The following is a 21,580-nucleotide window of genomic DNA, read 5'->3' as shown; positions in this document are numbered from 1 at the left end:
GATCACCTACTACAGCGGCCGCACGATAAGGAATCCCCCTGTGGCACACACCAGTCCACCCGGCCATCTCGCGACGAACAGCGGCGAGCAGCCCAGCCTGAAGCAGGTGATGGGCCCGGGGCTGTTGCTGCTGTTCATCATCGGCGACATTCTCGGAACCGGCATCTACGCGCTGACCGGCCAGGTCGCGGGCGAGGTGGGTGGCGCCGCCTGGCTGCCCTTCGCCATCGCCTTCTTCGTCGCGTTGATCACGGCGTGCTCGTACCTGGAGCTGGTCACCAAATATCCGCAGGCCGCCGGAGCCGCGCTCTACGTGCACAAGGCGTTCGGCACGCACATCCTGACCTTCATGGTGTGCTTCGCCGTGATGTGCTCCGGCATCACCTCAGCCTCCGCCGCCTCGCGGGCCTTCGCCGCGAACCTCAGCACCGGATTCGGGCTCGACGCCGGCAACGGCGTCATCCTGATGATCGCTCTGGGTTTCATGCTCCTGGTCCTGGCGGTCAACCTGCGCGGCGTCGGCGAGAGCGTCAAGATCAACGTTGTGCTCACCGCGATCGAGCTCTCGGGACTGCTGCTCGTCATCGTGATCAGCCTGTACTTCATCTCCGGCGGGAACGCGGACTTCTCCCGCGTCGTCGCCTTCGAGACCCCCGAGGACAAGAGCGTGTTCCTGGCGGTCAGCGCCGCCACCTCGCTGGCGTTCTTCGCGATGGTCGGGTTCGAGGACTCGGTCAACATGGCGGAGGAGACGAAGAACCCGGCCCGGATCTTCCCCCGCATGATGCTCACCGGTCTCGGGATCACGGGTCTGATCTACGTGCTCGTCTCCATCTGCGCCGTCGCCGTGGTCCCCGTCGGAAAGCTCGCCGACAGCGAGACCCCGCTGTCGCTGGTGGTGCAGACCGCGGCCCCCGGCTTCCCGATCGCCGACCTGCTGCCGTTCATCTCGATGTTCGCCGTCGCCAACTCGGCGCTGATCAACATGCTGATGGCCAGCCGGCTGCTCTACGGGCTGGGCAGGCAGGGCGTGCTGCCGGCCTTCCTGTCGAAGGTGCACCCCACGCGCCGCACGCCGCAGGCGGCGATCCTGTTCACCACCGCCATCGCGGGCGGTCTCATCACCTTCGTCTCGCTGGACCCGGAGAGCCCGGTCGTGGCCCTGCTGGGCGGGACGACGTCGCTGCTCCTGCTCGCGGTGTTCGCGCTCGTCAACCTGTCCGTGCTCGTCCTGCGCAAGGACCGGGTGCCCGAGAAGCACTTCAAGGCGGGCCGAATCCTGCCCGTGGTGGGCACGTTCACGTGCCTCTACCTGGTGCTGCCATGGTCCTCCGGGCGTCCGGCCGGCCAGTACCAGATCGCGGGTGTACTGCTGGCGATCGGCCTGGTCCTGTGGATCGTCACCTGGTACGTCCGGCAAAAGGAAAGCGTGAACCGGTCCGCGTGATCTGAACCGGTCGGCCAACGGATCGCCGAGGCTCGCTTTCGCCGTGGCGTGTCGAGCGAGTAACTGCCGGACGGTCCGTTGCCGCCCGCCTGCGCCGTGGTACGGCCCTGCCACAGCACCCGGTCATCCGAGGCGCGCTTGACCTGGACGGTGACCTGGGTACCCGGCGTCAGGTAGTAGCCGCGGACGGCCACGGTCTGGTACGGCCCCTCGTTGGTGGAGGAGCAGCTTTCACCGTCGCAGGAGGGCCCGCTGCCGGCGTGGTTGCGCTTCGCCATGATGACCCAGGCCAGCCTGCGGGCCGCCATGGCCTCCTCCACCATCTCTCCTTCGGAGGTGATCGCCCCGGCGCCGCGGAGCGCGGTAACGAACGGCGGTACCGACGTGGTGGTGTGGGTGGACGCCGAGACGGGGGCGGATCGTCACCGGTTACTCCTCCGCGTTGGCGCGCCCGGTGCGCTGGGGCAGGACGCCGAGTCCGACGCGCAGGCTTTTCGGGACTGGCCGGCTGTCACCTCCCGGTCATACACCTACGCCCCCGTCTACCTGCGCGACCGTTTCACCGGCACGCACATGGTGCACCCTGCAGCCCGAACAGCGCAGCATCGACCGGCTCGCCACCTTCGCCTGGCTCACCGGCGGGGTGGCCGCGGTCGCCGACGTCCTCGACGGGGAGGCGGCCGAGCCCGCCCGGTCGCGGCCGTGACACGACCATGACACGGCGCGCACGAGGTGAGGACACCGCTGGCCGACAGTGGAGGGCGTTCCGGCGATGTGATCACGAAAGGGAGAAGGCGTTGGCTGACGACGGAGGATGGGACAGGCGTTCGGTGTTGCGGGGCGCCGCGGTGCTGGCCGGCGCGGCAGCGACAGCTCCGCTGCTGGGCGGGGCGGCCACGGCGCTGGCCGCCGGCGGTGACGCGGACGCGCTGTTCAAGGCCGGGAAGTTCGAGCAGGCCGCCCGCGCGTACGAGGAGATTCTGAAAGCGGACCCGAAGAACCTGCACGCGGCCCGGCAGCGCGGCTACGTGGCGCTGCTGTCCAACCGGTTCCCCGAGGCCGAGAAGTACTTCAAGCTGGCCCTCACGCTGGCCCCCGACGACAAGGAGACCAACTCCTACCTGGGCGACTGCTACATCCGGCAGGACAAACTGGCCCTCGCCGCACCGCACTGGAAGGCGGCCGGCGAGGACGGCTACGCCAAGTGGTTCGCGGCGGTCAGCGGCGAGGCGTACCAGGTCCACGGCGACTCCGCGCGGCTGCCGATCCAGCAGATGGACCCGATCCCGCTGGTGGAGGGCTCGGTCAACGGCGGGCCGGCCAAACGCTTCATGTTCTATACCGGCGCCCCGAATCTGAGCCTGCGGGGGTCGGTGGCCAAGGAGGCCGGGCTGAACCCCGTCGCCAGCCAGAAGGTCGAGTACGAGAACGGCACCGTCTGGGCGTACTACGGCGTGCTGGAATCCCTCAAGCTGGGCGGCATCGAGCTGCGCAACGTCCCCGTGGGCTGGTCGACGACGGAGTCGGGCGAGGACGTCGGCACCGACAGCGACGGGCTGATCGGCACGTGGGTCTTCTACCACCTGCTGACCACCTTCGACTACGCGGGCCGGTCGCTGATCCTGCGCCGCAGAACCGCCGAAGCGGCCAGGAAGGCGCGCGCGGGCGCCAAGGCCCTGCCGCTGTGGCTGGCCCGTGAGCAGTACCTGCACAGCGTGGGCAGCTTCACCGGCAGTACCGGCTCCCGCAGCGGGGTGGTGGGCGTGAACTTCGGCGGGACCAGCGAGATCGCCGCCGGCCTGCGCGGGAAGACAGGCGAGGAGCTGGGGATCCGCGCCGACTACGACCGCGAGATCGGCACCTTCGGCAGCAGCCACCCGGCCGTCGTCTACCCCTGCTACCCGAAGGAGGTCCGCCTCGGCGACGCCGTCGCCAAGGAGGTCTACTGCTACACGAACCCGAACTCGGCGATCAACGTGCCGTGGCCGTTCGGGACGGGGTTCGACGCGATGGGCTGGTTCTCCCACTGCTTCTGGAAGCCCTACAACATCACCGTCGACTTCACCGACATGAAGCTCTACCTCGCCCGCGGCAAGGCCACCTGATCACCGCCCCGGGCCGAGCCAGGTCGTGAGGGCCGCCCGGAGCGCGTCCAGATCCGTCCGGCCGTTTCGGGCGACCCAGGCGACGTACCCGTCGGGGCGGATGAGGACGGCCCGCCCACCACGGACCGCGGAACCTGGACTTTCGACGACACCGGCCGCGTCCCGGCGCTCCTCGCCCTGGTCCTTGGCCCACAAGATCTCTCAGTGGTCTTCTAGGCGCTCAGCGCCGGCGTGCCGGGTCCGCGGCCGAGCAGCAGCGCCCCCAGCCACAGCACGGCCATCCCCACCGCGACCAGCGCCGAGTCGCGGCCGACGCCGAGCATCGCCACGGCCAGCACCACGACCCCGGCCGCGACGACCACGGCGCTGAGCGAGGTGACCCGGTGCAGCACCGCCATGATCCCGGCCAGCACCAGCAGGGCCACGAAGAACAGCTGGGCCCCCACCGAGTACACGACCAGCTCCACCCCGGGATACCCCTGCACCTGGTCGAACACCGCCCGCATCGCCGCCCCGTCCGCCGAGGTGAACCCGGCCACCAGGTCGATGACGAGCTGCGCCACGTTGGCCAGGACGCTGAACAGCGCCACCCCCGTCGCCGCCCACACGGCCGCCTTCTGCCCGCCGGTCGTGGGCGCCGCCATCCGCCGCAGCTCCAGCACCATGACGCCGAACAGCAGGAACCCGAGCAACCACACGGCATGCGCGGCTGTCCACCACGGACCGGGCACGAGATCGCCGTCGATGGGACGCATGAGGAGCCAGCCACCGAGGAAGGCGGCGGGTCCGGCGGTGAAGGAGGCCCTGGCGACGCTGTTCGCGAGGCTGTTCGCAGGGGTGTCGGTGGAGATCATGCCACCACGATGCCGCGCCGCCCCGGCCCGCATCATCGGTGATCGCCCCTGACGTGTCCCTGGGAATCGCCGACACCATCTCAGGGCAGACCTGGTGCACTGGTCAGACCAGTTGCTAGGCTAGCCGACATGACGGCATACGACGCGTTGTTCCGCCTGGATGGGCGGCGCGCAGTGGTGATCGGGTCCGGAAGCGGGATCGGACGGGAGTCGGCGCTGGCGCTGGCCGCGCACGGCGCTGAGGTGGTCTGCGCGGACCTGGATCCCGCCGCCGCCGAGGAGACCGCGAAGCGGTGCGGCGGGGCGGCGTCGCGCGGGGTCGATGTCCTCCACGCGGACGCGGTGCGGGCCCTCGCCGCCGAGGCGCCCGCCGACGTGCTGGTGTTCACCGCCGCCACGAATGTGCGCAAGCGGCTGCTGGACTACTCCGGCGAGGAGTTCGAGCGGGTCGTACGCCTCAACCTGCGAGCCTCGTTCGACGTGGTCCGCGCGTTCGGCGCCGGGATGGTGGAGCGCGGGCGCGGGTCGATCATCGGGTTCGCGTCGATCCGGGCATCGGTGACCGAACCCGGCCAGGGCGTCTACTCCGCCACCAAGGCCGGGCTGGTGCAGTTGCTGCGCACCGCCGCCGCCGAGTTCGGCCCGTCCGGCGTGCGGGTCAACGCGGTCGCGCCGGGCGTGGTCGAGACGCCGCTGACCCGGCAGATCAAGGACGACCCCGCCTGGTACGACGCGTACGCCGCCAAGAGCGCGCTCGGCCGCTGGGCTCAGGCGGAGGAGATGGCGGGCGCCGTGGTCTACCTGGCGAGCGACGCGGCGAGCTTCGTCACCGGCTCCGTCCTGTACGTGGACGGCGGCTGGACCGCCGTGGACGGACGCTTCGACCCACCCAACTGAGCGTCCAGCGCGCTGGACCGGCGTCGCCAGGTCAGGGCTGGCAGAGTCGGCCGCGCAAGGTCTCGCCGACCCAGCTCTCCCAGCGTTCGCGTGACCAGCCGCGCTCCCGGACGAACAGCAGGTACAGCTCCGGGCTGAGCAGCCCGTACAGCACGTCAGCGGCCTCCTCCACCGGCAGGTCCGCCCGTGCGCCCGGCTTGCCGGCCAGCGCCTTGGCCGCCCTTTGCTGGACGACGTAACGCGGGTCGACGTCGTGCGGCCACAGGGCGGCGACCTCGGGATCGCTCGCGGCCGCCGCCTCCAGCACCTTGCCGATCGGCGCGATCCGCTCCAGGACCGCGGTCGCGCCCGCGACGTAGGCGCGCAGCATGTCCTGGGCCGTGTCGGCGGCCAGCGCCGCGACGTACCACGGCCGGTCCATGGTCGCCACCGGCTCGTCGTCACCGGCGATCGTCACGTCGACCAGTTCCTTCAGCAGGGCGCGCTTGTTGCCGAAGACGAAGTAGATCGTCTGCACCGCGACCCCGGCCCTGTCGGCGACGTCCTGCAGATTCGTCGCGCCGTATCCGTCCTGCGTGAACAGCTCCAATGCCGCCGTACGGATGCGCCGGCGCGTCTCCTTCGCCTTCTCCGCCCGTTTGTTCGGCCGCTTGACATCGCTCATGGATAGAGTCTATCTCTAGATCCAGTCACTAGAAGTCAACTCTAGAGAAATGGTCCATCCATGTCAGTCATCAGCGTCACCCGTTTCCAGGCCGATCCCGCCGAGGCCGAACAGGTCCGGGCCCGGCACGCGACCCTGGTCTCCGCGGTCAGGGACAAGCTGCCCGGCCTCACCGAGGCGCGCCTCGGCCGGCTCGACGACGAGACGTGGGTCGGCGTCTGGCGCTGGGACTCGGCCGCCAGCCTGCAAGCGGCCCGCCAGACACTGCCGGGCACCGCCGCGGCCACTGCGGCATTCGGGGTGGCCCGGGAGGTCACCGCGGAGGACATCGAGATCCTCGACGAACTCTGACCCCTGTCCCGGCCCCGGAACCTGAGACCGGACTTGAGACCGGGACCCCAGACAGGGTCCCGAGCCCGGGGTCGGGGTCGAGGGTCGGGGTCGGGTCGGAGCCCGAGCCCCCGACGCGCTCACCAGGCGACCGAACCGGTCTGTCCAACCCCCGACGCCCGAGGACCCCATATCCCCTCAGGGGCGAATGATCGCCATCCGGGTCACCGTGAGCTCCTCGATGGCGAACCGGGGCCCCTCCCTGCCGGCGCCCGAGTCCTTGACGCCGCCGTACGGCATGTTGTCCGCCCGGAACCCCGGCACCTCGTTGACCACCACCCCACCCGCCTCGATCCGGTCGATCGCGGCGAAGGCCGTGGCCAGCGAGCGGGTGAACACGGCGGCGTGCAGGCCGTACCTGGAGGCGTTGACGGCGGTGAACGCGGCGTCCAGGCCGGGCACCGAGCGTACGCACACCACTGGGCCGAAGATCTCCTCGTCCCACGCGGCGGCCCCGTCGGGCACGTCGGCGAGCACGGTGGGCGCGATGGCCCGCCCGTCGAGCCCGCCGCCGGTGACGAGCGTCGCGCCCGAGCCGCGGACCCAGCCGAGCACCCGCTCGGTCGCGGCCGGGTCGATCAGCGGCGCCACCCGGGTCCGCGGGTCGCGGGGGTCGCCCACGACCACGTCCTTCATCCGCCCGGCCAGCAGCGACAGGAACTCCTCCCGCGCCGGCTCCTCCACCAGCACCCGTTGCACCGAGATGCACGCCTGCCCGGAGGCGTAGTAGCCGCCCCGCACCACCGCCGCGGCGGCGGCCTCCAGGTCGGCATCGGCCGCCACCACGAGGGCGGCGTTCGAGCCGAGCTCCAGCAGTACCTTGGTGGGCGCCGCGCTCTTCGCGATGGCGTGCCCGGCCGCCGCCGAGCCGGTGAACGACACGGCCCCGATCCGCCGGTCCTCGACCAGCGTCCGGCCCACCTCGACGTCGCCGGTGACGAGCTGTACCCCGGCAGGGGGCAGCGCGCCCGACTCGCGAAGAAGATGGACGAGCCAGAGCGTCGCCAAAGGCGTCGCGGGCGCGGGCTTGACGATCACCGGGCAACCCGCCGCCACCGCCGGGGCGATCTTGTGCGCGGCCAGCAGCAGCGGGTAGTTGAAGCCGGTGATCCCGACCACCACCCCGATCGGCCGCCGCGTCCAGAACCCGATCAGCCCCTCCCCCGACGGCAGCAGGTCCAGCGGCACGGTCTCGCCGTGCAGCCGGGCCACCTCCTCGGCGGCGGTGAGGAGCGTGACAAGCGTCCGCGCCACCTCGACCTGGCAGTCCACCAGCGGTTTCCCGGTCTCCAGTACGAGCAGGCGCTCGAACTCCGTACGCCGTGCGGCCAGGGCATCGTGGGCGGCCATGAGCGCGGCGCGGCGGGCGTGCGAGGGGAGCGCGGCCATGGCGGGGGCGACCGCCAGCGCGGCCTCGACGGCCTGCCGGGCCAGCGCGGCGGTGCCGACGGGGGCGGCCGTCACCACCGAGCCGTCGTACGGGAAGACCACCTCGGCGGTGTCCTCGACCTCGGCCCACCCGTCACCCACGGGCAGCCCGCCGGGCCAGTCCCTGGACCAGTTCCCCGGCCAGTCCTGAAATGTCACGCTACTTCCCCCAAGCGCTTGGAAACACATCTCGATAGGCGGGCGCGCCGTCACGGCCGGTGGCGGCGAGCATGGCGTGCGCCACGGCCCGGCTGAAGACATCGGCCCCGGCGGCGAGCACGTCATGCAACCCAGCGGCACCAGGCGCGTTCCGCCCGGCACCCACAGGCGCCGGCCCGGCCGCACCCTCAAAGCCCTCGGTGCTCCCGGCAGCGCCTCCGAGGCACACGGTGCCGGGTTCCGGGCTGTCCAGCGCCGTAGGCCCGAGGAAGGGGAAGGGGAGGGCGCAGGTGGAGAGGCCGAAGATGGTGTCGCCGTCGACCATGGTGTGGGCGGGCCTGATCGCCCGGGCCAGCCCGTCGTGCGCCACGCCGGCCAGTTTGCCGCACTGCGCCTTGGTGAGCGTCAGATCGGTGGCCACCACGCCGATCGTCGTGTTGAACGACGTCACCGTGGCGCCCGGCCAGGCCGCCACCTCGTCCTCACCGGGCTCGCGGAGATGATCGAACTCGCCGGGCAGCCCGTAGCGGGTGCCGGACAGCCGTCCGCCGGTGGGGTCCAGCACGGACCCGACGGCGTTGACGACCGCCATCGCGGCCACGGTGACCCCGGAGGGCAGGACGACGCTGGCCGTACCGATTCCGCCGGCCAGCCCGCCCGCCACCGCGCCGGTGCCCGCCCCGACCGACCCGCACGTCCATGGGTCCGGGCCGTGGGAGTGGGCGGCGGCGTCGTACGCCTCGGCGCCCAGCGAGCCGTCCGGTACGGCGCGGAACGCGCCGCCACGGCCCAGGTCGTAGATGACGGCGGCGGGCACGATCGGCACCACGCCGCCCTCCACCGGGAAGCCGATCCCCGCGTCCGCCAGCCGGTCCATGACCCCGCATGCGGCGCTGAGCCCGTACGCGCTGCCGCCCGTCAGGACGATGGCGTGCACCCGCTCCACCAGGTTGCGCGGGTCGAGGAGCTCGGTCTCCCGGGTGCCCGGCGCGGCTCCCCGCACGTCCACCCCGGCCACCATGCCGCCGGGCGGCGCGAGCACGACGGTGGTCCCCGTGCGGTATCCGTCGCCCACCCGCTGCGCGTGCCCGACCCGCAGCCCGGCGACGTCGACCAGCGAGTTCGTCGCCCCGGCCGTCACACGGACCGGGTCCGACCCGGCCGTCATGACGCGGGCCGGGTCCGACCCGGCCGTCACGACGCGGACCGGGTCAGGAAGCGCCGGGCCGCCTCGGCGAACACGCGGGTGCACCGCACGATCTCCGCCACCTCGACGTACTCGTCCGCCTGGTGCGCGATCCACTTGCCGCCCGGCCCGTACACGACCGACGGGATCCCGCCCCAATGCGTCAGCACGGTGCCGTCCGTGGACCCGGGCACGCCGCCGTACACGGGCGCGGCGCCCGTCACGTGCTGGTGCGCGACGGCCAAAGCGACCACCACGGGGTCGGAGACGGGCACGTCCACCGGCGGCCGGTCCACCAGGATGGACACCTCCGCCGCGATCCCCTCGAAGGCCGCCAGCGCGGCCACCCGCTCGGCCACCGGCTTGTGCTCCACGCCGGGGATCGTCCGCACGTCGATGAAGACCGACGCGGTCGCGGGAATGACGTTCACCTGCTCCTCGGTCCCGGCCCGCACCACGGTCGGCGTCACGTACACCTCCCCGAGGTGCTCGTGCGCGGGGTGCAGCCCCTGCAGCTCCGCCTCCAGCGCCCGCAGCGCCACCAGCAGCGCCCCGACCGCCTGGACGGGGTTGCGGCCGTGCTGCGGCATCGCGCCGTGCGCCATCTTGCCGGTGAAGTCGACCCGCAGCCGCAGCGCGCCCTTGGCGACCGCGCAGATCTCCCCGGCCTCGGGCTCGGCCACGATGGCCCCGTCCACGTCGGCGGCAAGGCCGGAGGCGACGAAGTGGTGGGCGCCGAGCATCAGGCCCTCCTCGTCGGCCAGCGCGCACACCTTGATCCGCCCGGGGAACGGCCCGGCCAGCTGCAGGGCACGGGTGGCGTAGAGAGTGGCGGCCAGGCCCGACTTCATGTCCGCGCTGCCGCGCCCCCACAGCCGCCCGTCGCGGATCTCCCCGCCGAACGGGTCCACGGTCCACGTCGACAGGTCGCCCTCGGTGACCACGTCGGTGTGTCCCTCGAACATCAGCGTCGGCCCGTCACCCCCGCCGCCCTCGACCACGGCCACGACGTTGGGCCGGCCGGGCGCGGCCTCGTCCACGACCGGCTCCCACCCCCACTCGCGCATCTTGGCGGCGACCAGCTCGGCGGCGGGCCGCTCGTCGCGGCCGCGCGCCGGGTCGTTGGTGCTCGGGATGCGGACCAGCGCCTGGGTGAACTCGACGACCCCGACCTCATCCACCTCGATCACAGCAATCCCTCCAATGTCGGTACGGCCCGGGGCAGCGTCCGCGTGTAGAGGTTCTGGCCCCCACGGGGATCCAGGTGCCGATTCGCCTCACGCCTTACGGCCTCCTGGCTAGTGCACTGGTCGGACCAGTAGGCTACGCAGATTGCCAGTCCGCGACGGCTCGGGTCAAGGGGACGAGCGGCCCGCTCTGCGTGCGCTACTGGTGCAGCCAGGTGTTATGTTGCGGTCGTGGCGCGCGAGGATCCCGATGGACTGACGGAGGCGTTCCTTCGCGAGCCCCGTCGTTACACCAGCCACCAGGTCGCCGACATGGCCGGCGTCCCGGTCTACCGCGCCCGCAGGTTCTGGCGCGCGCTGGGTTTCGCGAACGTCGCCGACGACGCCGTCGAGTTCACCGACTCCGACGTGGCGGCTCTGCGGACGCTGCTCGGCATGGTGAGCGACGGGGTCTACGACGAGGAGCATGTACTCCTCATGGCCAGATCCCTGGGCCGGGCGACGGCGCGGCTGGCCGAGTCGCAGGCCGAGCTGGGCGCCGACGCGCTCGACCAGGCGGGCGTGCCGCTGAGCGAGCGGCCGCGGGCGTGGCGCAGGCGGGCGGATCGGGTGATGCCCGACCTGGCCCGGCTGCTGGTCTACGCGTGGCGGCGCAACCTGGCCGCCTCCGCCCACCGGCTGGCCGAACAGGAGACGAGCGCGGCCCGGCTGACGGTGGGGTTCGCCGACCTGGTCGGGTTCACCAGGCTGAGCAGGCAGATCACCGAGACGGAGCTGGCCGGGCTGGTCGACAGGTTCGAGGGCCGCTCGGCCGACGTGGTGACCTCGGGCGGCGGGCGCATCGTCAAGACACTGGGCGACTCGGTGCTGTTCGTGTCCGGGAAGGCGCACGAGGCGGCGGAGATCGGCCTGCGCCTGATCGAGACCCACGCCAAGGACAAGGGCATGCCGCAGCTGCGTGTGGGGCTGGCCGTGGGGCCGGTGCTCGGCCGGATGGGCGACGTGTTCGGCACTCCGGTCAACCTGGCCAGCAGGCTGACCGCGCTGGCCTATCCGGACACGATCCTGGCGGGCCCGGAGATGGCCGAGGAGCTGGAGGGCGACCGGGCCTTCGAGCTGCGCCCGGTCAGACGCCTGTCCGTACGAGGGCTGGGCGAGCTGGTCCCCTTCACGCTCAGCCGCCAGACGGACGGGGCAACCTAGGTCCGCGCTCGATGCGTCCCTACCGTCGACAGGCGACGACAGGAGGCGGTACGTGGCGGACCGGGGGATATATCAGGACTTCGTGGTCACTCGATCGGATCGGCTGTTACGCACGGCGTACCTGCTGACCCACGACTGGGCGACCGCGGAAGACCTGCTCCAGGAGTCGCTGGCCAAGGCATGGTTCGCCTGGGCCCGTGTGGAGGAGCCAGAGGCGTACGTGCGCAAGGTCCTGGTGACCACCTACACCTCGTGGTGGCGCAGGAGATGGCGACGTGAGCTGCCGAGCGACGACCTGCCGGACACCCCGGCCAGCGATCCGGTCTCCGACGACCGCGACGCGCTGTGGCGGGCCGTCGGCCGGCTTCCCGCCAGGCAACGGGCGGTGGTGGTGCTGCGCTTCTACGAGGACCTGCCGGTGACGGAGGTGGCCCGGCTGCTGGGCTGCGAGCCCGGCACGGTCAAGAGCCAGAGCGCCAAGGCGCTGGCCAAGCTGCGCGTGGACGAAACCATTGTGAAGGAGCTGCACCGATGACCGTTCATGACCTGCGGGACGTCCTGCGCGAGCACGGTGACGGCCCCTCCCCCGCCAACCCGGCCCGGCACGAAGAGATAGCGGCCCGCATCCGGCGGATCCGCCTGCGCAGGCGGATGCTGGGCGGCGGCGGGGTGGTCGCGGTGGCGGCGGCCGTCGCGCTGGGCGTCTCCCTCCTCCCCGGGTCCCTCGCCGAGCCGACGGAGCCGCGGCACGAACCCGCCGCCGAGGCCACCGCCATCCCCACGGGGCTGGCGGGCTTGCTGCCGGAGCAGTTCATCGCCTCAGACGGGACGAAGTACCGGCGGATCGCCATCACGTCGATCAAGAGGACTGGGCCGACCAAGGTCTCGGTGACGATCCCGGTCTCCGGCAAGCCGCTCGACGTCGGAGCGGTCTGCGCGGGGCCGGACAGCAGCGCGCCGAGGATATCCGCCGGCAACAGGTCCATGACGGCCCACTTCAGCGGGTGCTCAAGGCGCATGCGGCTGCAGCCGCTCCAAGTGCCGGCCGCCACGCGTGGCAAGCTCACGATCACCTTCGACACGACGACCAGCGGCAAGGTTTGCCTCATCCGGAACGGCAAGTGCGTGCCGCGGGAATTCACCCGCGGCGCCTGGTCACTGGCCGTCTACGAGTGGACGCCGCCCGCGCGACCGGCTGAGCCGACGACGCTCGCGGCCATGCCGGACCACGCGGGAAAGGCACGGCTCGCGGAGACGAAGGCCGGTGTCTGGCCTCAGGAGGGCTCCGCCACGTTCAAGGTGCGGGGCAAGGTCGGCTTCGACACCTCGTGCACCGGCGATCTGGCCGATCGCCTGTGGTTCAGCTTCGTGGTGAACGGCCGCCCGCAGGGGGGCAGCGGCGCCTGCGGCGTATGGGAGGGCGGCGCCTTCCCCTCGGCGGTGAGCGAGTTCAGCTTTCCCACGAACAAGACGACCACCGTCAAGGTCACCTGGAAGCTGCTGGGCAGCGACACCAACCGCCCGGTCCGCTGGGCTGTCGGCCTCTACCAGAAGTAGCCCGGAAGCAGCCACGCCCCTGCGCTGTTGCCGACATATGTGATGAAGCTTTCGATCCTCGATCGCTCCCTCGTCCGCGAGGGGCACGACCCGGCGACGGCGCTGCGCGACACCGTCAGGTTCGCCCGGCAGGCGGAGGAGCTCGGCTACCACCGGTTCTGGGTGTCGGAGCACCACAGCGTGCCGGGGGTGGCCGGCTCGGCGCCGACCGTGCTGGCCGCCGCCGTCGCCGCGGCCACCGACCGGATCCGGGTGGGCACGGGTGGCGTGATGCTGCCCAACCACCGGCCGCTGGTGGTGGCCGAGCAGTTCGGGGTGCTGGAGGCGCTGAACCCGGGCCGCGTCGACATGGGGCTCGGCCGCTCGGTGGGCTTCACCGGCGGCATTCGCCGGGCGCTCGGCCATGGCAAGGAGGACGCCGACGAGTTCGGCGGGCAGCTGGAAGAGCTGCTCGGCTATTTCACCGGGGACCAGCGGGGGCATCCCGGTGTGCACGCGCTGCCCGCCGAGGGGCTGCGGCCGCAGGTGTTCGTGCTGGCCATGGGCTCGGGGGCGGACATCGCCGCCGAGCACGGGCTGCCGATGGTGATCGGGGGCGGCGGGGTCCGGCTGCGGGAGGCGATCTCGCGCTACCGCGCCGGGTTCCGCCCCTCGGCCTGGGCGGCGGCGCCGTACGTCATCGTGGCGGCGAACGTCGCGGTCGGTGAGACGGCCCGCGAGGCGGAGCTGCTGCAGGTGCCGGAGGCGTGGGCGACCGCGCGCTCGCGGACGAGCGGCGCCTTCCCTCCGCTGTCCCCCGCCGAGCGGGTGCTGGCGACGGCGATGACCGAGCGGGAGCGGGCGCTGTTCGAGGAGTCCCGCAAGGGGCAGATCCACGGCACCGCGCACGAGGTCGAGATCGAACTCGGCGCGCTGGTGGAGCTCACCGGCGCGGACGAGGTCCTGGTGACCATGAACAGCTTTGACCTGGAGCGGAGGCTCGATTCCTACCGGCGGCTGGCTCGGATAGCCGAGCGAGCACGAATTCAATAAAGCTTTTTGGCAATTGACTTACTTGCGCGCCCATCCCTTGGTCAGATAGTCACATTTTGTCACCCTCGCTGACCACTCCAAGGGGGCTTCATGGGGCGCACCCGATTCATCGGAATCGCGGCCTTAATCATGGCATTACCGTTTTTGTCCGCCATACCGGCGCAGGCCGATCCGAAGGCTCCGCCGGCCAGCGACATCCGAGAGCTCTCCCGCAAGGATTTCAAGCTCGACGGCAAGCCCGTGGACGTGCCCGCCAAGTACGAGGCCAAGGCGCGGGCCAAGACGAAGGCCGCCGCCGACACCCCGCCGGTCGGCACGGTCCGGCAGTGGCTCGGACTGGACGACTTCAACGGCACGCTCTACCGCAAGGACTACACGCTGCGCGGGGTCGGCAACAACATCGAGGTCTGGGTCGCCAACGACCTGTCCTTCCCCGCCGGTGACTGCCGGGCGCAGATCGCCAACTCCACGCAGGTCACCGACGCGCAGGTGGCGGACCTGGTCACCCAGTTCGACACCAACATGTACCCGAAGGAGACCGCCACCTTCAGCACGCCGCCGGACCGCGACGGCACCAACGCCGTCCTCGGCCCCGACGCCAACGGCAACGGCGGCGTCTACACGGGCGGCGGCAACAAGACCGTCACCCTGGTCGACAACGTCAGGGACGACAACTACTACAGCTTCCCCGCCGCTCCGACGTACATCGCGGGCTTCTTCTCCAGCCAGTTCAACGAGCTGCTGGACCGCAACGTCATGACGATCGACGCCTTCGACTGGGCGCACCGCACCGGCGCGAACCCGCCCGACGAGCCGACCGCCGACCTGTGCACCTCGCGCCCGGCCCGGCCGCGCCAGTACGAAGGCACGTTCGCGCACGAGTGGCAGCACCTGGCGCACTACTACACCGACCCGCTCGAGACCACCTGGATGAACGAGGGCCTGTCGGACTTCGCGATGTCGCTGGTCGGTTACTCCAACCCCAAGGCGACCGTCAACGAACGCGGCACCGACAGCCACATCTACTGCTTCCAGGGCTTCGGCATCGTCCAGACGCCGTACAACACCAACCCGCGCGACTGCGGCGGCCCGGAGAACTCGCTCAACATCTGGGGTGAGGGCGCCAACGCCAACGGCGTGCTGGCCGACTACGGCAACGCGTACTCGTTGATGGTGTTCCTGTACGACAGATACGGCACGGCGTTCATGTCGGGGCTGCACCGTGACGGCACGCTGCAGGGCCTGGCGAGCCTGAAGGCGAACCTGGCGGCTGCGGGCGCCAAGAACATGTACCAGGTGATCCACGACTTCCAGACCTCCACCCTGGTGGACCGGATCGTCGGCGGCACCAAGGGCGTCATGCTCGGCGTGCCCAAGAAGCGCGTGACGACCGCCAGCCTGAACTCGACCGTCAACCTGGCGAACCCGGCCACCTACAAGACCGCCGGCGCCGCCCCCAACGGCGCCGACTACGTGCCGCTGCAGAAGGCGGACGGCAAGTTCCTGCGCGGGGTGGACCTGCGCTCGCTGTCGTTCGAGGGCGCCAAGGCCCTGCCCGCCCAGCCGCTGACCTGGACCGTCGTCTCCGACGACCCGGACCGCGCGGGCAACCCGGTGCTGTTCTCCGGCAACGCCAGCAACACCAACGCCGCCGCCGTCACCAAGGTGACCGTCCCGGCCGCCGACCCGACGCTGCGCTTCCTCGCCAAGTACGGGGCGGAGCAGGGATTCGACTACGGTTACGTGATCGTCTCCACCGACGGCGGCAAGACCTACACCTCGATCCCCGGCGACAAGACGGTCACGGGCCCGCTCGGCCCCGGCGTCAACGGCACCACGACCGGCTTCGAGCCGCACACCTACAGCCTGTCGGCCTACGCCGGCAAGGAGATCCTCCTCGGCTTCCGCTACGTCAGCGACGGCGGGGTCAACGAGGGCGGCTGGAAGATCGACGACATCACGGTCGGCGCCACGGCGGTCAGCGACGGCTCGTCGCTCGACCCGTTCGACTCGCCGACCGAGGTCTTCCCGACTCCGGTCGAGAACTGGAACGTCCGGCTGATCGGCCTCGACGAGAAGCACTCGGTGGCGCTGCAGCTGGAGTCCAACGGAAAGAACAGCGTCAGCCTCAACCGGCTGCAGCTGGCCACGATGCTGCCGTTCCCGACGGTGGTCGCGGTCGTGGCCTACGACGACTCGACGGAGCAGGTCGGCCAGTACGCGCCGTACACGCTCAAGGTCAACGGCGTCGTCCAGCCCGGCGGAAAGTGACCGCGTGATCTGAGAGCGCCCGCCGCGTCTCGCGGCGGGCGCTTTCGCGTTTCCCCTGCGGGTTAGGATCGCCGAACATGGTTCGGTTCTTGGTCCGGTGGAGATGAGGATGTGCTCATGACGACTCGACAGCATGCCATCGGTGACCTGCTGCGGCGCTCGGCCGCGCGGTTCCCCGCCAAGACCGCGATCGTGTACGGCCGGGCGCGGTGGACCTACGCCGAGCTGGACCGGGCGGTGAACCGCATGGCCAACGCGCTGGCCGCCCGGGGTGTGGGCACGGGCGACAGGTTCGCCCTGTTCAGCCATAACAACGACGTCTTCGTGGTGGCGTACTTCGCGCTGGCCCGGCTGGGCGCGATCTCCGTGCCGATCAACTTCATGCTGGGCACCGATGAGGTCTCCTACATCCTGCGGCACGCGGGGGCGACGGGCCTGCTGGTGGAGGAGGCGCTGCTGCCCGTGGCCGAGCGGGCCGTCTCCGACGGGGTCGCGGTGCGTGGGGTGATCGGGCACGCAGAAGGGTGGGAACCGGTCACGGACTGGCTGGCGCACGGCGACGACACCGAGCCGCGGGTGGAGATCGCCGACGACGACCCGATCCAGCTCATGTACACCAGCGGCACCGAATCCAGGCCCAAGGGCGCCACTCTGTCCAGCCGCGGTCTGATCGCCCAGTACACCTCGTGCGTGATCGACGGCGAGATGAGCCCCGCCGACGTGGAGGTGCACGCGCTGCCGCTCTACCACTGCGCGCAGCTGCACTGTTTCCTCACGCCCGGCCTCTATCTCGGCGCCACCAACGTGATCCTGCCCGGCGCCGATCCGGCGGCGATCCTGGCGGCGATCGAGGCGGAGGGCGCCACCAAGCTGTTCTGCCCGCCGACCGTCTGGATCGGCCTGCTGCGCCACCCCGACTTCGACCGCCGCGACCTGTCGTCGCTGCGCAAGGGCTACTACGGCGCGTCGATCATGCCGGTCGAGGTGCTGAAGGAGATCGCCGCGCGGCTGCCGGGGGTGCGGCTGTTCAACTTCTACGGCCAGACCGAGATGGCGCCCGTGGCCACCATCCTGGGCCCGGACGAACAGCTGACCAGGCTCGGCTCGGCGGGCCGGCCCGCCCTGAACGTCGAGACCAGGATCGTCGACGACAACGACGAGCCGGTGCCGCCCGGTGTGGTCGGCGAGATCGTGCACCGCGGCCCGCACGCCATGCTCGGCTACTGGAACGACCCGGACAAGACCGCCGAGGCGTTCCGCGGCGGCTGGTTCCACAGCGGCGACCTGGGCGTACTGGACGCCGACGGCTATCTGTCGGTCGTGGACCGCAAGAAGGACATGATCAAGTCCGGCGGCGAGAACGTGGCCAGCCGGGAGGTCGAGGAGGCGATCTACCAGCACCCGGCCGTCGCGGAGGCGGCGGTGTTCGGGGTGCCCGACCCTCGGTGGATCGAGGCGGTGACGGCCGCCGTCGTCCTGCGCGAGGGCGCCGGCCTGACCGCCGACGAGCTGATCTCCTTCCTGCGGGTACGGCTGGCCGCCTTCAAGACGCCGAAGACGGTGGTGTTCGTGGAGTCGCTGCCCAAGAACGCCAGCGGCAAGGTGCTGAAGAGGGAGCTTCGCGGGCTGTGGTGACAGTGCCCGGCTTGACTATTCGCCGAGCCGGTCGGCGGCGATCTGGCGGATGACCACGCGCTGGATCTTGCCGGTGGCGGTCTTGGGGAGCTCTTCCAGCACCAGCACCTCGCGCGGCCGTTTGAAGGAGGCCAGCCCGTCGCGGCAGAAGGCGATGAGCTCCGCCGCGTCCACCGTCTTCCCAGCGGCGGGCACCACGCAGGCGACCGGCTTCTCCAGCCCGTTCGCGTCGGTGAAGGCGACGACCGCGGCCTCGCCGACCGACTCGTGCTGCAGCAGCCGGGACTCGACCTCCATCGGCGACACCCAGATGCCGCTCGCCTTGATCATGTCGTTGGAGCGGCCGAGGCACTGGTAGACGCCGTCGGCGTCGCGTACGTAGGTGTCGCCGGTGCGTAACCACTCCCCCTGGAACACCTGGCGGGTGGTGTCGGTCCGGCACCAGTAGCCGGTGGCGATGGAGTCGCCGCGTACGTACAGGTGGCCCGGCTGTCCGTCGGCCACCGGACTGCCGGAGTCGTCGAGCAGCTTGCATTCGTAGCCGGGGACGACGGTGCCCGAAGTGCCTGGCCTGACCTGGCCCGGACGGTTGGAGATGAAGATGTGCAGGGCCTCGGTCGAGCCGATGCCGTCGATGATGTCGACGCCGAACCTCTCGGTGAAACGCCGGTAGATCTCCGCCGGCAACGCCTCTCCCGCCGAGGCCGCCAGTCGTACCGAGGAGAAGGTGTCGTCGGGCGCGTCGGAGGCGAGCAGGCCCGCGTAGAACGTCGGCCCGGCGAAGAACAGCGTCGGCCGCTCGGCCACCACCCGCGCCACCACCCCCGGCGGCGTGGGTCTGAAGGGGTCGAGCACCGTCGTCGCGCCCACCGACAGCGGGAAGAACAGCGAGTTGCCGATGCCGTAGGCGAAGAACAGCCGGGCGACCGAGAAGCACCGGTCCTCCGGCGTGATGCCCAGGACCTGCCGGCCGTAGGTCTCGCAGACGTCCCTGATGGCGCCGTGCCGGTGCATGGCCGCCTTCGGCGCGCCGGTCGTGCCCGAAGTGTAGAGCCACAGCGCGGGGGAATCCGTCCAGGTCTGGTACGGCTCGCCCACCGTACGGCCGGCGTCCACCACGTCCGCCAGCGAGCACACCGGGACGCCGACGTCCGCGTCGGACGCCGGGACGACGTCGGCCGCCCGCTGGCCCACGTTGCCGGTCAGGACGAGCAGGGCGACCTCGGGCGCGTTGGCCAGCGCCACCCTGACCGCCGGCTCGTACTCGGGCGTCGCCACCACCACGCGGGCCCGCGAGTCGCGGATCAGGGCGCCGAGTTCCACGCCGTTGTACATGGTGGACAGCGGCACCGCGACGCCGCCCATGCGCATGACGGCCAGGATGGTGACGAGCGTCTCGGGCCGGTCGGACATGACGAGCGCCACGCGTTCCTCGGGCCGGACACCGACCACCCGCAGCCCGGAGGAGAGCTCACCGACACGGGCCGCGAGCTGGGCGTATGTGAGTGTGCCGGCCGAGCCGGCGACCGCGGTGTGCGCACCGCGACCGGCTTCGACCTGACGATCCACGAGATAGAGACTGGCGTTGAACGACTCCGATGACATGGTCGTCCTTACAGGGAGGGAGACACGCCGTACGAGAATCTTCTATACAGAATTGATGCATCGTCAACTACTTGTAGCATTGAATCAGACTCCCACCCCGAAAGGAGCATAAATGGCCAGGCTGCCCCGCCACCATCAGTCGAGCGCGAGGTCGATGCTGCTGACGGTGCTGGGCGAGCACGTGCTGCCTTCCGATGAGCCGGCGTGGACGTCGGCGCTGCTGCACGTGATGGGCGGGCTCGGGGTGGAGGAGAAGTCGGCCAGGCAGGCGCTGGCGCGGATGGCCGCCGACGGGTGGATCGTGTCGGCGCGGTCCGGGCGGCGGGTGCGGTGGTCGCTGACGCGGCGCGGCCGCGAACTGCTGACGGAGGGGGCCGAGCGGATCTACGCGTTCGGCCGCGACCGCGAGCCGTGGGACGGCCGCTGGGTGGTGCTGATCGCGAGCGTGCCGGAGTCCAGGCGCGAGCTACGCCACCGGCTGCGTACCGGTCTGACGTGGGCGGGCTTCGGCAGTCCCGTGCCCGGGGTGTGGGTCAGCCCGCACACCACCCGCGAGGCCGAGGCCAAGCAGGTGGTCGAGGGGCTGGGGCTGGACGCGGCGGTGTTCTCCTTCAACGGGCCCTACGCGGGGATCGGCTCCGAGCGGACGCTGGTGGAGCAGGCCTGGCATCTGGGGGAACTGGCGGCGCACTATCAGGAGTTCATCCAGGAGTTCGCCGGCATGCGGCCCGAGCCGGGCGATCCGGTGCTGCTGGCGCAGGTCCGGCTCGTACACGAGTGGCGGCGTTTCCCGATGCTCGACCCGCGCCTGCCCCTGGAGCTGTCGCCGCCGAACTGGATCGGGGTGCGCGCGGCCAACGTCTTCAATGACCTGCACGGCACCTGGCTGGCGGGCGCGCGGCGGCAGTGGGACGAGCTGCGGAACATGTGACACTTCCCTTGCGGGGCATCACGCCAGTGTCGACTCTTGGCAGACCAGCGACGCTCTCAACGCTCTGGAGTCCATCCGTACAGCGCGAACGGCTCCTTCTCCAGCACCCTGGCGATGGCCGCGGCCGGGTAGCCGATGGTGTCGTCGGGCAGCCGGCCGAGCGGCCGCCAGGCGAGCGCGGCGCACTTGTGCGGCTCGGCGTTGTAGGGCTCGCCGGTCCACTTCCTGGCGACGAAGAACAAACCGACGCGATCGGGGGCGCGGTGCATGACGTGGGCGAACTCCAGGTCCTCCGGCCGGATGGTGACGCCGACCTCCTCGCGGGCCTCCCTGACGGCCGCGCCGACCACCGACTCACCGGGCTCCAGGTGCCCCGAGGGCAGGTGCCATCGGCCGTCACCGTAGCCGGTGCCGGCCCGTTTGCCGAGGAGCACCGTGCCGTCACGGACGAGCATCACGTGCACGTCGACGATGGCCCGGAACCGCTCGGGACGCGGCTCCCCGACGGCCTCACCGGCAGCGTCCGGACGCGGGCTCCCAACGGTTTTCGCATCCGCCTCACCGGCGGCCGCCACGGTTTTCGCATCCGCCTCCTCAACGGCCTTCGGGACCGTCTCGCCGGGGCCTGACGGTGGCTTGCCGGTGTCCTCGGGGCGGCGGTCGAGGGCCTGGGCCCATTTGACGGCGACCGCGGCCACCTGGATCAGCTCGGTGCGCAGCGCCTCGGGCTCCGATTCGGCGAACGCCTCCAGAACCTCCTCGCGCAGGATGTGCCGCCAGGTCAGCTCCCCGCGCCGGGCCGCCTCCTCCGTCTCCAGCCGCGCCCGGTCGGCCTCGGCCACCGCGCCCTCGGCCCCAGTGCCGTCGGGTACGGTCTGCATGCCCCACTTGGCGTCCTGCGCCGCCCGCTCGGCCGCCACGTCGCCGAGCACCCTGGCCAGCGACCCCGGCACACCCGCGTCGCCATCGTGCGCCGCCCCGTCGTCATCCCTCGTCATGGACGACGAGTCTGCCCGATCCCTCTGACAG

General features: G+C 71.2%; 19 protein-coding genes. 11 read left to right on the top strand and 8 right to left on the bottom strand.

The genetic code is table 11. The features are described 5' to 3' along the window. The first annotated feature begins 40 nt into the window (after positions 1-40). Both ACGFJ2_RS55700 and ACGFJ2_RS55695 read left to right on the top strand, forming a co-directional pair. A complete protein-coding gene (locus ACGFJ2_RS55700) occupies positions 41-1,447 on the top strand; it encodes an APC family permease (RefSeq protein ID WP_357957257.1) in 1,407 nt (468 codons plus the stop codon). Positions 1,448-2,244: 797 nt separating this feature from the next. Further along, positions 2,245-3,552, top strand: a complete 1,308-nt coding sequence (locus ACGFJ2_RS55695; protein WP_393482985.1) for an aspartyl protease family protein — start codon at positions 2,245-2,247, stop codon at positions 3,550-3,552. Here the strand turns inward: ACGFJ2_RS55695 and ACGFJ2_RS55690 are convergent, their stop codons facing one another. Together ACGFJ2_RS55690 and ACGFJ2_RS55685 are read right to left on the bottom strand one after the other, a co-directional pair. Continuing rightward, complete coding sequence (locus ACGFJ2_RS55690; protein WP_357957263.1) at positions 3,553-3,747, bottom strand: hypothetical protein; 195 nt, start codon at positions 3,745-3,747, stop codon at positions 3,553-3,555. Positions 3,748-3,764: 17 nt separating this feature from the next. Continuing rightward, a complete protein-coding gene (locus ACGFJ2_RS55685) occupies positions 3,765-4,406 on the bottom strand; it encodes a hypothetical protein (protein WP_357957265.1) in 642 nt (213 codons plus the stop codon). 129 nt (positions 4,407-4,535) lie between these two features. Here ACGFJ2_RS55685 and ACGFJ2_RS55680 point away from each other — a divergent pair, with 129 nt between their 5' ends. After that, on the top strand, positions 4,536-5,303 hold the full coding sequence (locus tag ACGFJ2_RS55680; protein ID WP_393482981.1) for an SDR family NAD(P)-dependent oxidoreductase: 768 nt from the start codon (positions 4,536-4,538) through the stop codon (positions 5,301-5,303). Between the two features lie 31 nt (positions 5,304-5,334). On the opposite strand, the gene ACGFJ2_RS55675 is transcribed toward ACGFJ2_RS55680, so the two are convergent. Continuing rightward, positions 5,335-5,967 carry a helix-turn-helix domain-containing protein gene (locus ACGFJ2_RS55675; protein WP_357957269.1) on the bottom strand — a complete coding sequence of 211 codons (633 nt, stop codon included), beginning with the start codon at positions 5,965-5,967 and terminating at the stop codon, positions 5,335-5,337. 60 nt (positions 5,968-6,027) lie between these two features. Here ACGFJ2_RS55675 and ACGFJ2_RS55670 point away from each other — a divergent pair, with 60 nt between their 5' ends. Then, positions 6,028-6,318, top strand: coding sequence for an antibiotic biosynthesis monooxygenase (locus ACGFJ2_RS55670; protein WP_357957271.1), 291 nt, complete (start codon positions 6,028-6,030; stop codon positions 6,316-6,318). Positions 6,319-6,495: 177 nt separating this feature from the next. Here the strand turns inward: ACGFJ2_RS55670 and ACGFJ2_RS55665 are convergent, their stop codons facing one another. Genes ACGFJ2_RS55665 through ACGFJ2_RS55655 form a run of 3 tightly spaced genes read right to left on the bottom strand, consistent with a single transcriptional unit; the run spans position 6,496 to position 10,320 of the window. Then, the gene (locus tag ACGFJ2_RS55665; RefSeq protein ID WP_393482976.1) at positions 6,496-7,944 is read right to left on the bottom strand and encodes an aldehyde dehydrogenase family protein; all 1,449 of its coding nucleotides are present in this window, start codon (positions 7,942-7,944) and stop codon (positions 6,496-6,498) included. A 1-nt stretch (position 7,945) separates the two neighbouring features. Next, on the bottom strand, positions 7,946-9,196 hold the full coding sequence (locus ACGFJ2_RS55660) for a P1 family peptidase (RefSeq protein ID WP_393482973.1): 1,251 nt from the start codon (positions 9,194-9,196) through the stop codon (positions 7,946-7,948). Then, the gene (locus ACGFJ2_RS55655) at positions 9,139-10,320 is read right to left on the bottom strand and encodes a M20 family metallopeptidase (RefSeq protein ID WP_357957277.1); all 1,182 of its coding nucleotides are present in this window, start codon (positions 10,318-10,320) and stop codon (positions 9,139-9,141) included. The genes ACGFJ2_RS55660 and ACGFJ2_RS55655 overlap by 58 nt, the downstream gene beginning before the upstream one ends. 228 nt (positions 10,321-10,548) lie before the next feature. Between ACGFJ2_RS55655 and ACGFJ2_RS55650 the strand changes: the two genes are divergently transcribed. The 6 genes from ACGFJ2_RS55650 to ACGFJ2_RS55625 all read left to right on the top strand — a co-directional run bounded on the left by ACGFJ2_RS55650 (position 10,549) and on the right by ACGFJ2_RS55625 (position 18,015). Continuing rightward, entirely contained in the window at positions 10,549-11,520 is a 972-nt protein-coding gene (locus ACGFJ2_RS55650) for an adenylate/guanylate cyclase domain-containing protein (protein ID WP_357957278.1), read from the top strand. Between the two features lie 52 nt (positions 11,521-11,572). Next, the gene (locus ACGFJ2_RS55645) at positions 11,573-12,055 is read left to right on the top strand and encodes a SigE family RNA polymerase sigma factor (RefSeq protein ID WP_358182238.1); all 483 of its coding nucleotides are present in this window, start codon (positions 11,573-11,575) and stop codon (positions 12,053-12,055) included. Beyond that, on the top strand, positions 12,052-13,077 hold the full coding sequence (locus ACGFJ2_RS55640; protein WP_358182235.1) for a hypothetical protein: 1,026 nt from the start codon (positions 12,052-12,054) through the stop codon (positions 13,075-13,077). The genes ACGFJ2_RS55645 and ACGFJ2_RS55640 overlap by 4 nt, the downstream gene beginning before the upstream one ends. 42 nt (positions 13,078-13,119) lie before the next feature. Further along, on the top strand, positions 13,120-14,109 hold the full coding sequence (locus tag ACGFJ2_RS55635) for an LLM class flavin-dependent oxidoreductase (protein WP_357957284.1): 990 nt from the start codon (positions 13,120-13,122) through the stop codon (positions 14,107-14,109). Between the two features lie 144 nt (positions 14,110-14,253). Then, positions 14,254-16,380 (top strand): choice-of-anchor J domain-containing protein, encoded by a 2,127-nt coding sequence (locus ACGFJ2_RS55630; protein ID WP_357957286.1) that lies wholly within the window; start codon positions 14,254-14,256, stop codon positions 16,378-16,380. A gap of 117 nt (positions 16,381-16,497) precedes the next feature. Next, the gene (locus ACGFJ2_RS55625) at positions 16,498-18,015 is read left to right on the top strand and encodes an acyl-CoA synthetase (RefSeq protein ID WP_393482967.1); all 1,518 of its coding nucleotides are present in this window, start codon (positions 16,498-16,500) and stop codon (positions 18,013-18,015) included. Between the two features lie 15 nt (positions 18,016-18,030). Here the strand turns inward: ACGFJ2_RS55625 and ACGFJ2_RS55620 are convergent, their stop codons facing one another. After that, a complete protein-coding gene (locus tag ACGFJ2_RS55620) occupies positions 18,031-19,620 on the bottom strand; it encodes a benzoate-CoA ligase family protein (RefSeq protein ID WP_357957290.1) in 1,590 nt (529 codons plus the stop codon). Positions 19,621-19,732: 112 nt separating this feature from the next. Here ACGFJ2_RS55620 and ACGFJ2_RS55615 point away from each other — a divergent pair, with 112 nt between their 5' ends. Continuing rightward, entirely contained in the window at positions 19,733-20,551 is an 819-nt protein-coding gene (locus ACGFJ2_RS55615; RefSeq protein ID WP_357957292.1) for a PaaX family transcriptional regulator C-terminal domain-containing protein, read from the top strand. A gap of 56 nt (positions 20,552-20,607) precedes the next feature. On the opposite strand, the gene ACGFJ2_RS55610 is transcribed toward ACGFJ2_RS55615, so the two are convergent. Next, positions 20,608-21,549 carry an NUDIX domain-containing protein gene (locus ACGFJ2_RS55610; protein WP_393482964.1) on the bottom strand — a complete coding sequence of 314 codons (942 nt, stop codon included), beginning with the start codon at positions 21,547-21,549 and terminating at the stop codon, positions 20,608-20,610. Positions 21,550-21,580 lie beyond the last annotated feature (31 nt).

This window comes from Nonomuraea sp. NPDC049028, from assembly GCF_043197735.1.
GTDB lineage: Bacteria > Actinomycetota > Actinomycetes > Streptosporangiales > Streptosporangiaceae > Nonomuraea.
This window is presented reverse-complemented; position numbering and strand designations above follow the sequence as displayed.

Excerpts from the sequence above, each read along its gene's own strand:
- ACGFJ2_RS55670 (WP_357957271.1), top strand. The coding sequence starts at position 6,028 with ATGTCAGTCATCAGCGTCACCCGTTTCCAGGCCGATCCCGCCGAGGCC.
- ACGFJ2_RS55625 (WP_393482967.1), top strand. The coding sequence starts at position 16,498 with ATGACGACTCGACAGCATGCCATCGGTGACCTGCTGCGGCGCTCGGCC.
- ACGFJ2_RS55635 (WP_357957284.1), top strand. The coding sequence starts at position 13,120 with ATGAAGCTTTCGATCCTCGATCGCTCCCTCGTCCGCGAGGGGCACGAC.
- ACGFJ2_RS55680 (WP_393482981.1), top strand. The coding sequence starts at position 4,536 with ATGACGGCATACGACGCGTTGTTCCGCCTGGATGGGCGGCGCGCAGTG.
- ACGFJ2_RS55610 (WP_393482964.1), bottom strand. The coding sequence starts at position 21,549 with ATGACGAGGGATGACGACGGGGCGGCGCACGATGGCGACGCGGGTGTG.
- ACGFJ2_RS55640 (WP_358182235.1), top strand. The coding sequence starts at position 12,052 with ATGACCGTTCATGACCTGCGGGACGTCCTGCGCGAGCACGGTGACGGC.
- ACGFJ2_RS55620 (WP_357957290.1), bottom strand. The coding sequence starts at position 19,620 with ATGTCATCGGAGTCGTTCAACGCCAGTCTCTATCTCGTGGATCGTCAG.
- ACGFJ2_RS55675 (WP_357957269.1), bottom strand. The coding sequence starts at position 5,967 with ATGAGCGATGTCAAGCGGCCGAACAAACGGGCGGAGAAGGCGAAGGAG.
- ACGFJ2_RS55615 (WP_357957292.1), top strand. The coding sequence starts at position 19,733 with ATGGCCAGGCTGCCCCGCCACCATCAGTCGAGCGCGAGGTCGATGCTG.
- ACGFJ2_RS55685 (WP_357957265.1), bottom strand. The coding sequence starts at position 4,406 with ATGATCTCCACCGACACCCCTGCGAACAGCCTCGCGAACAGCGTCGCC.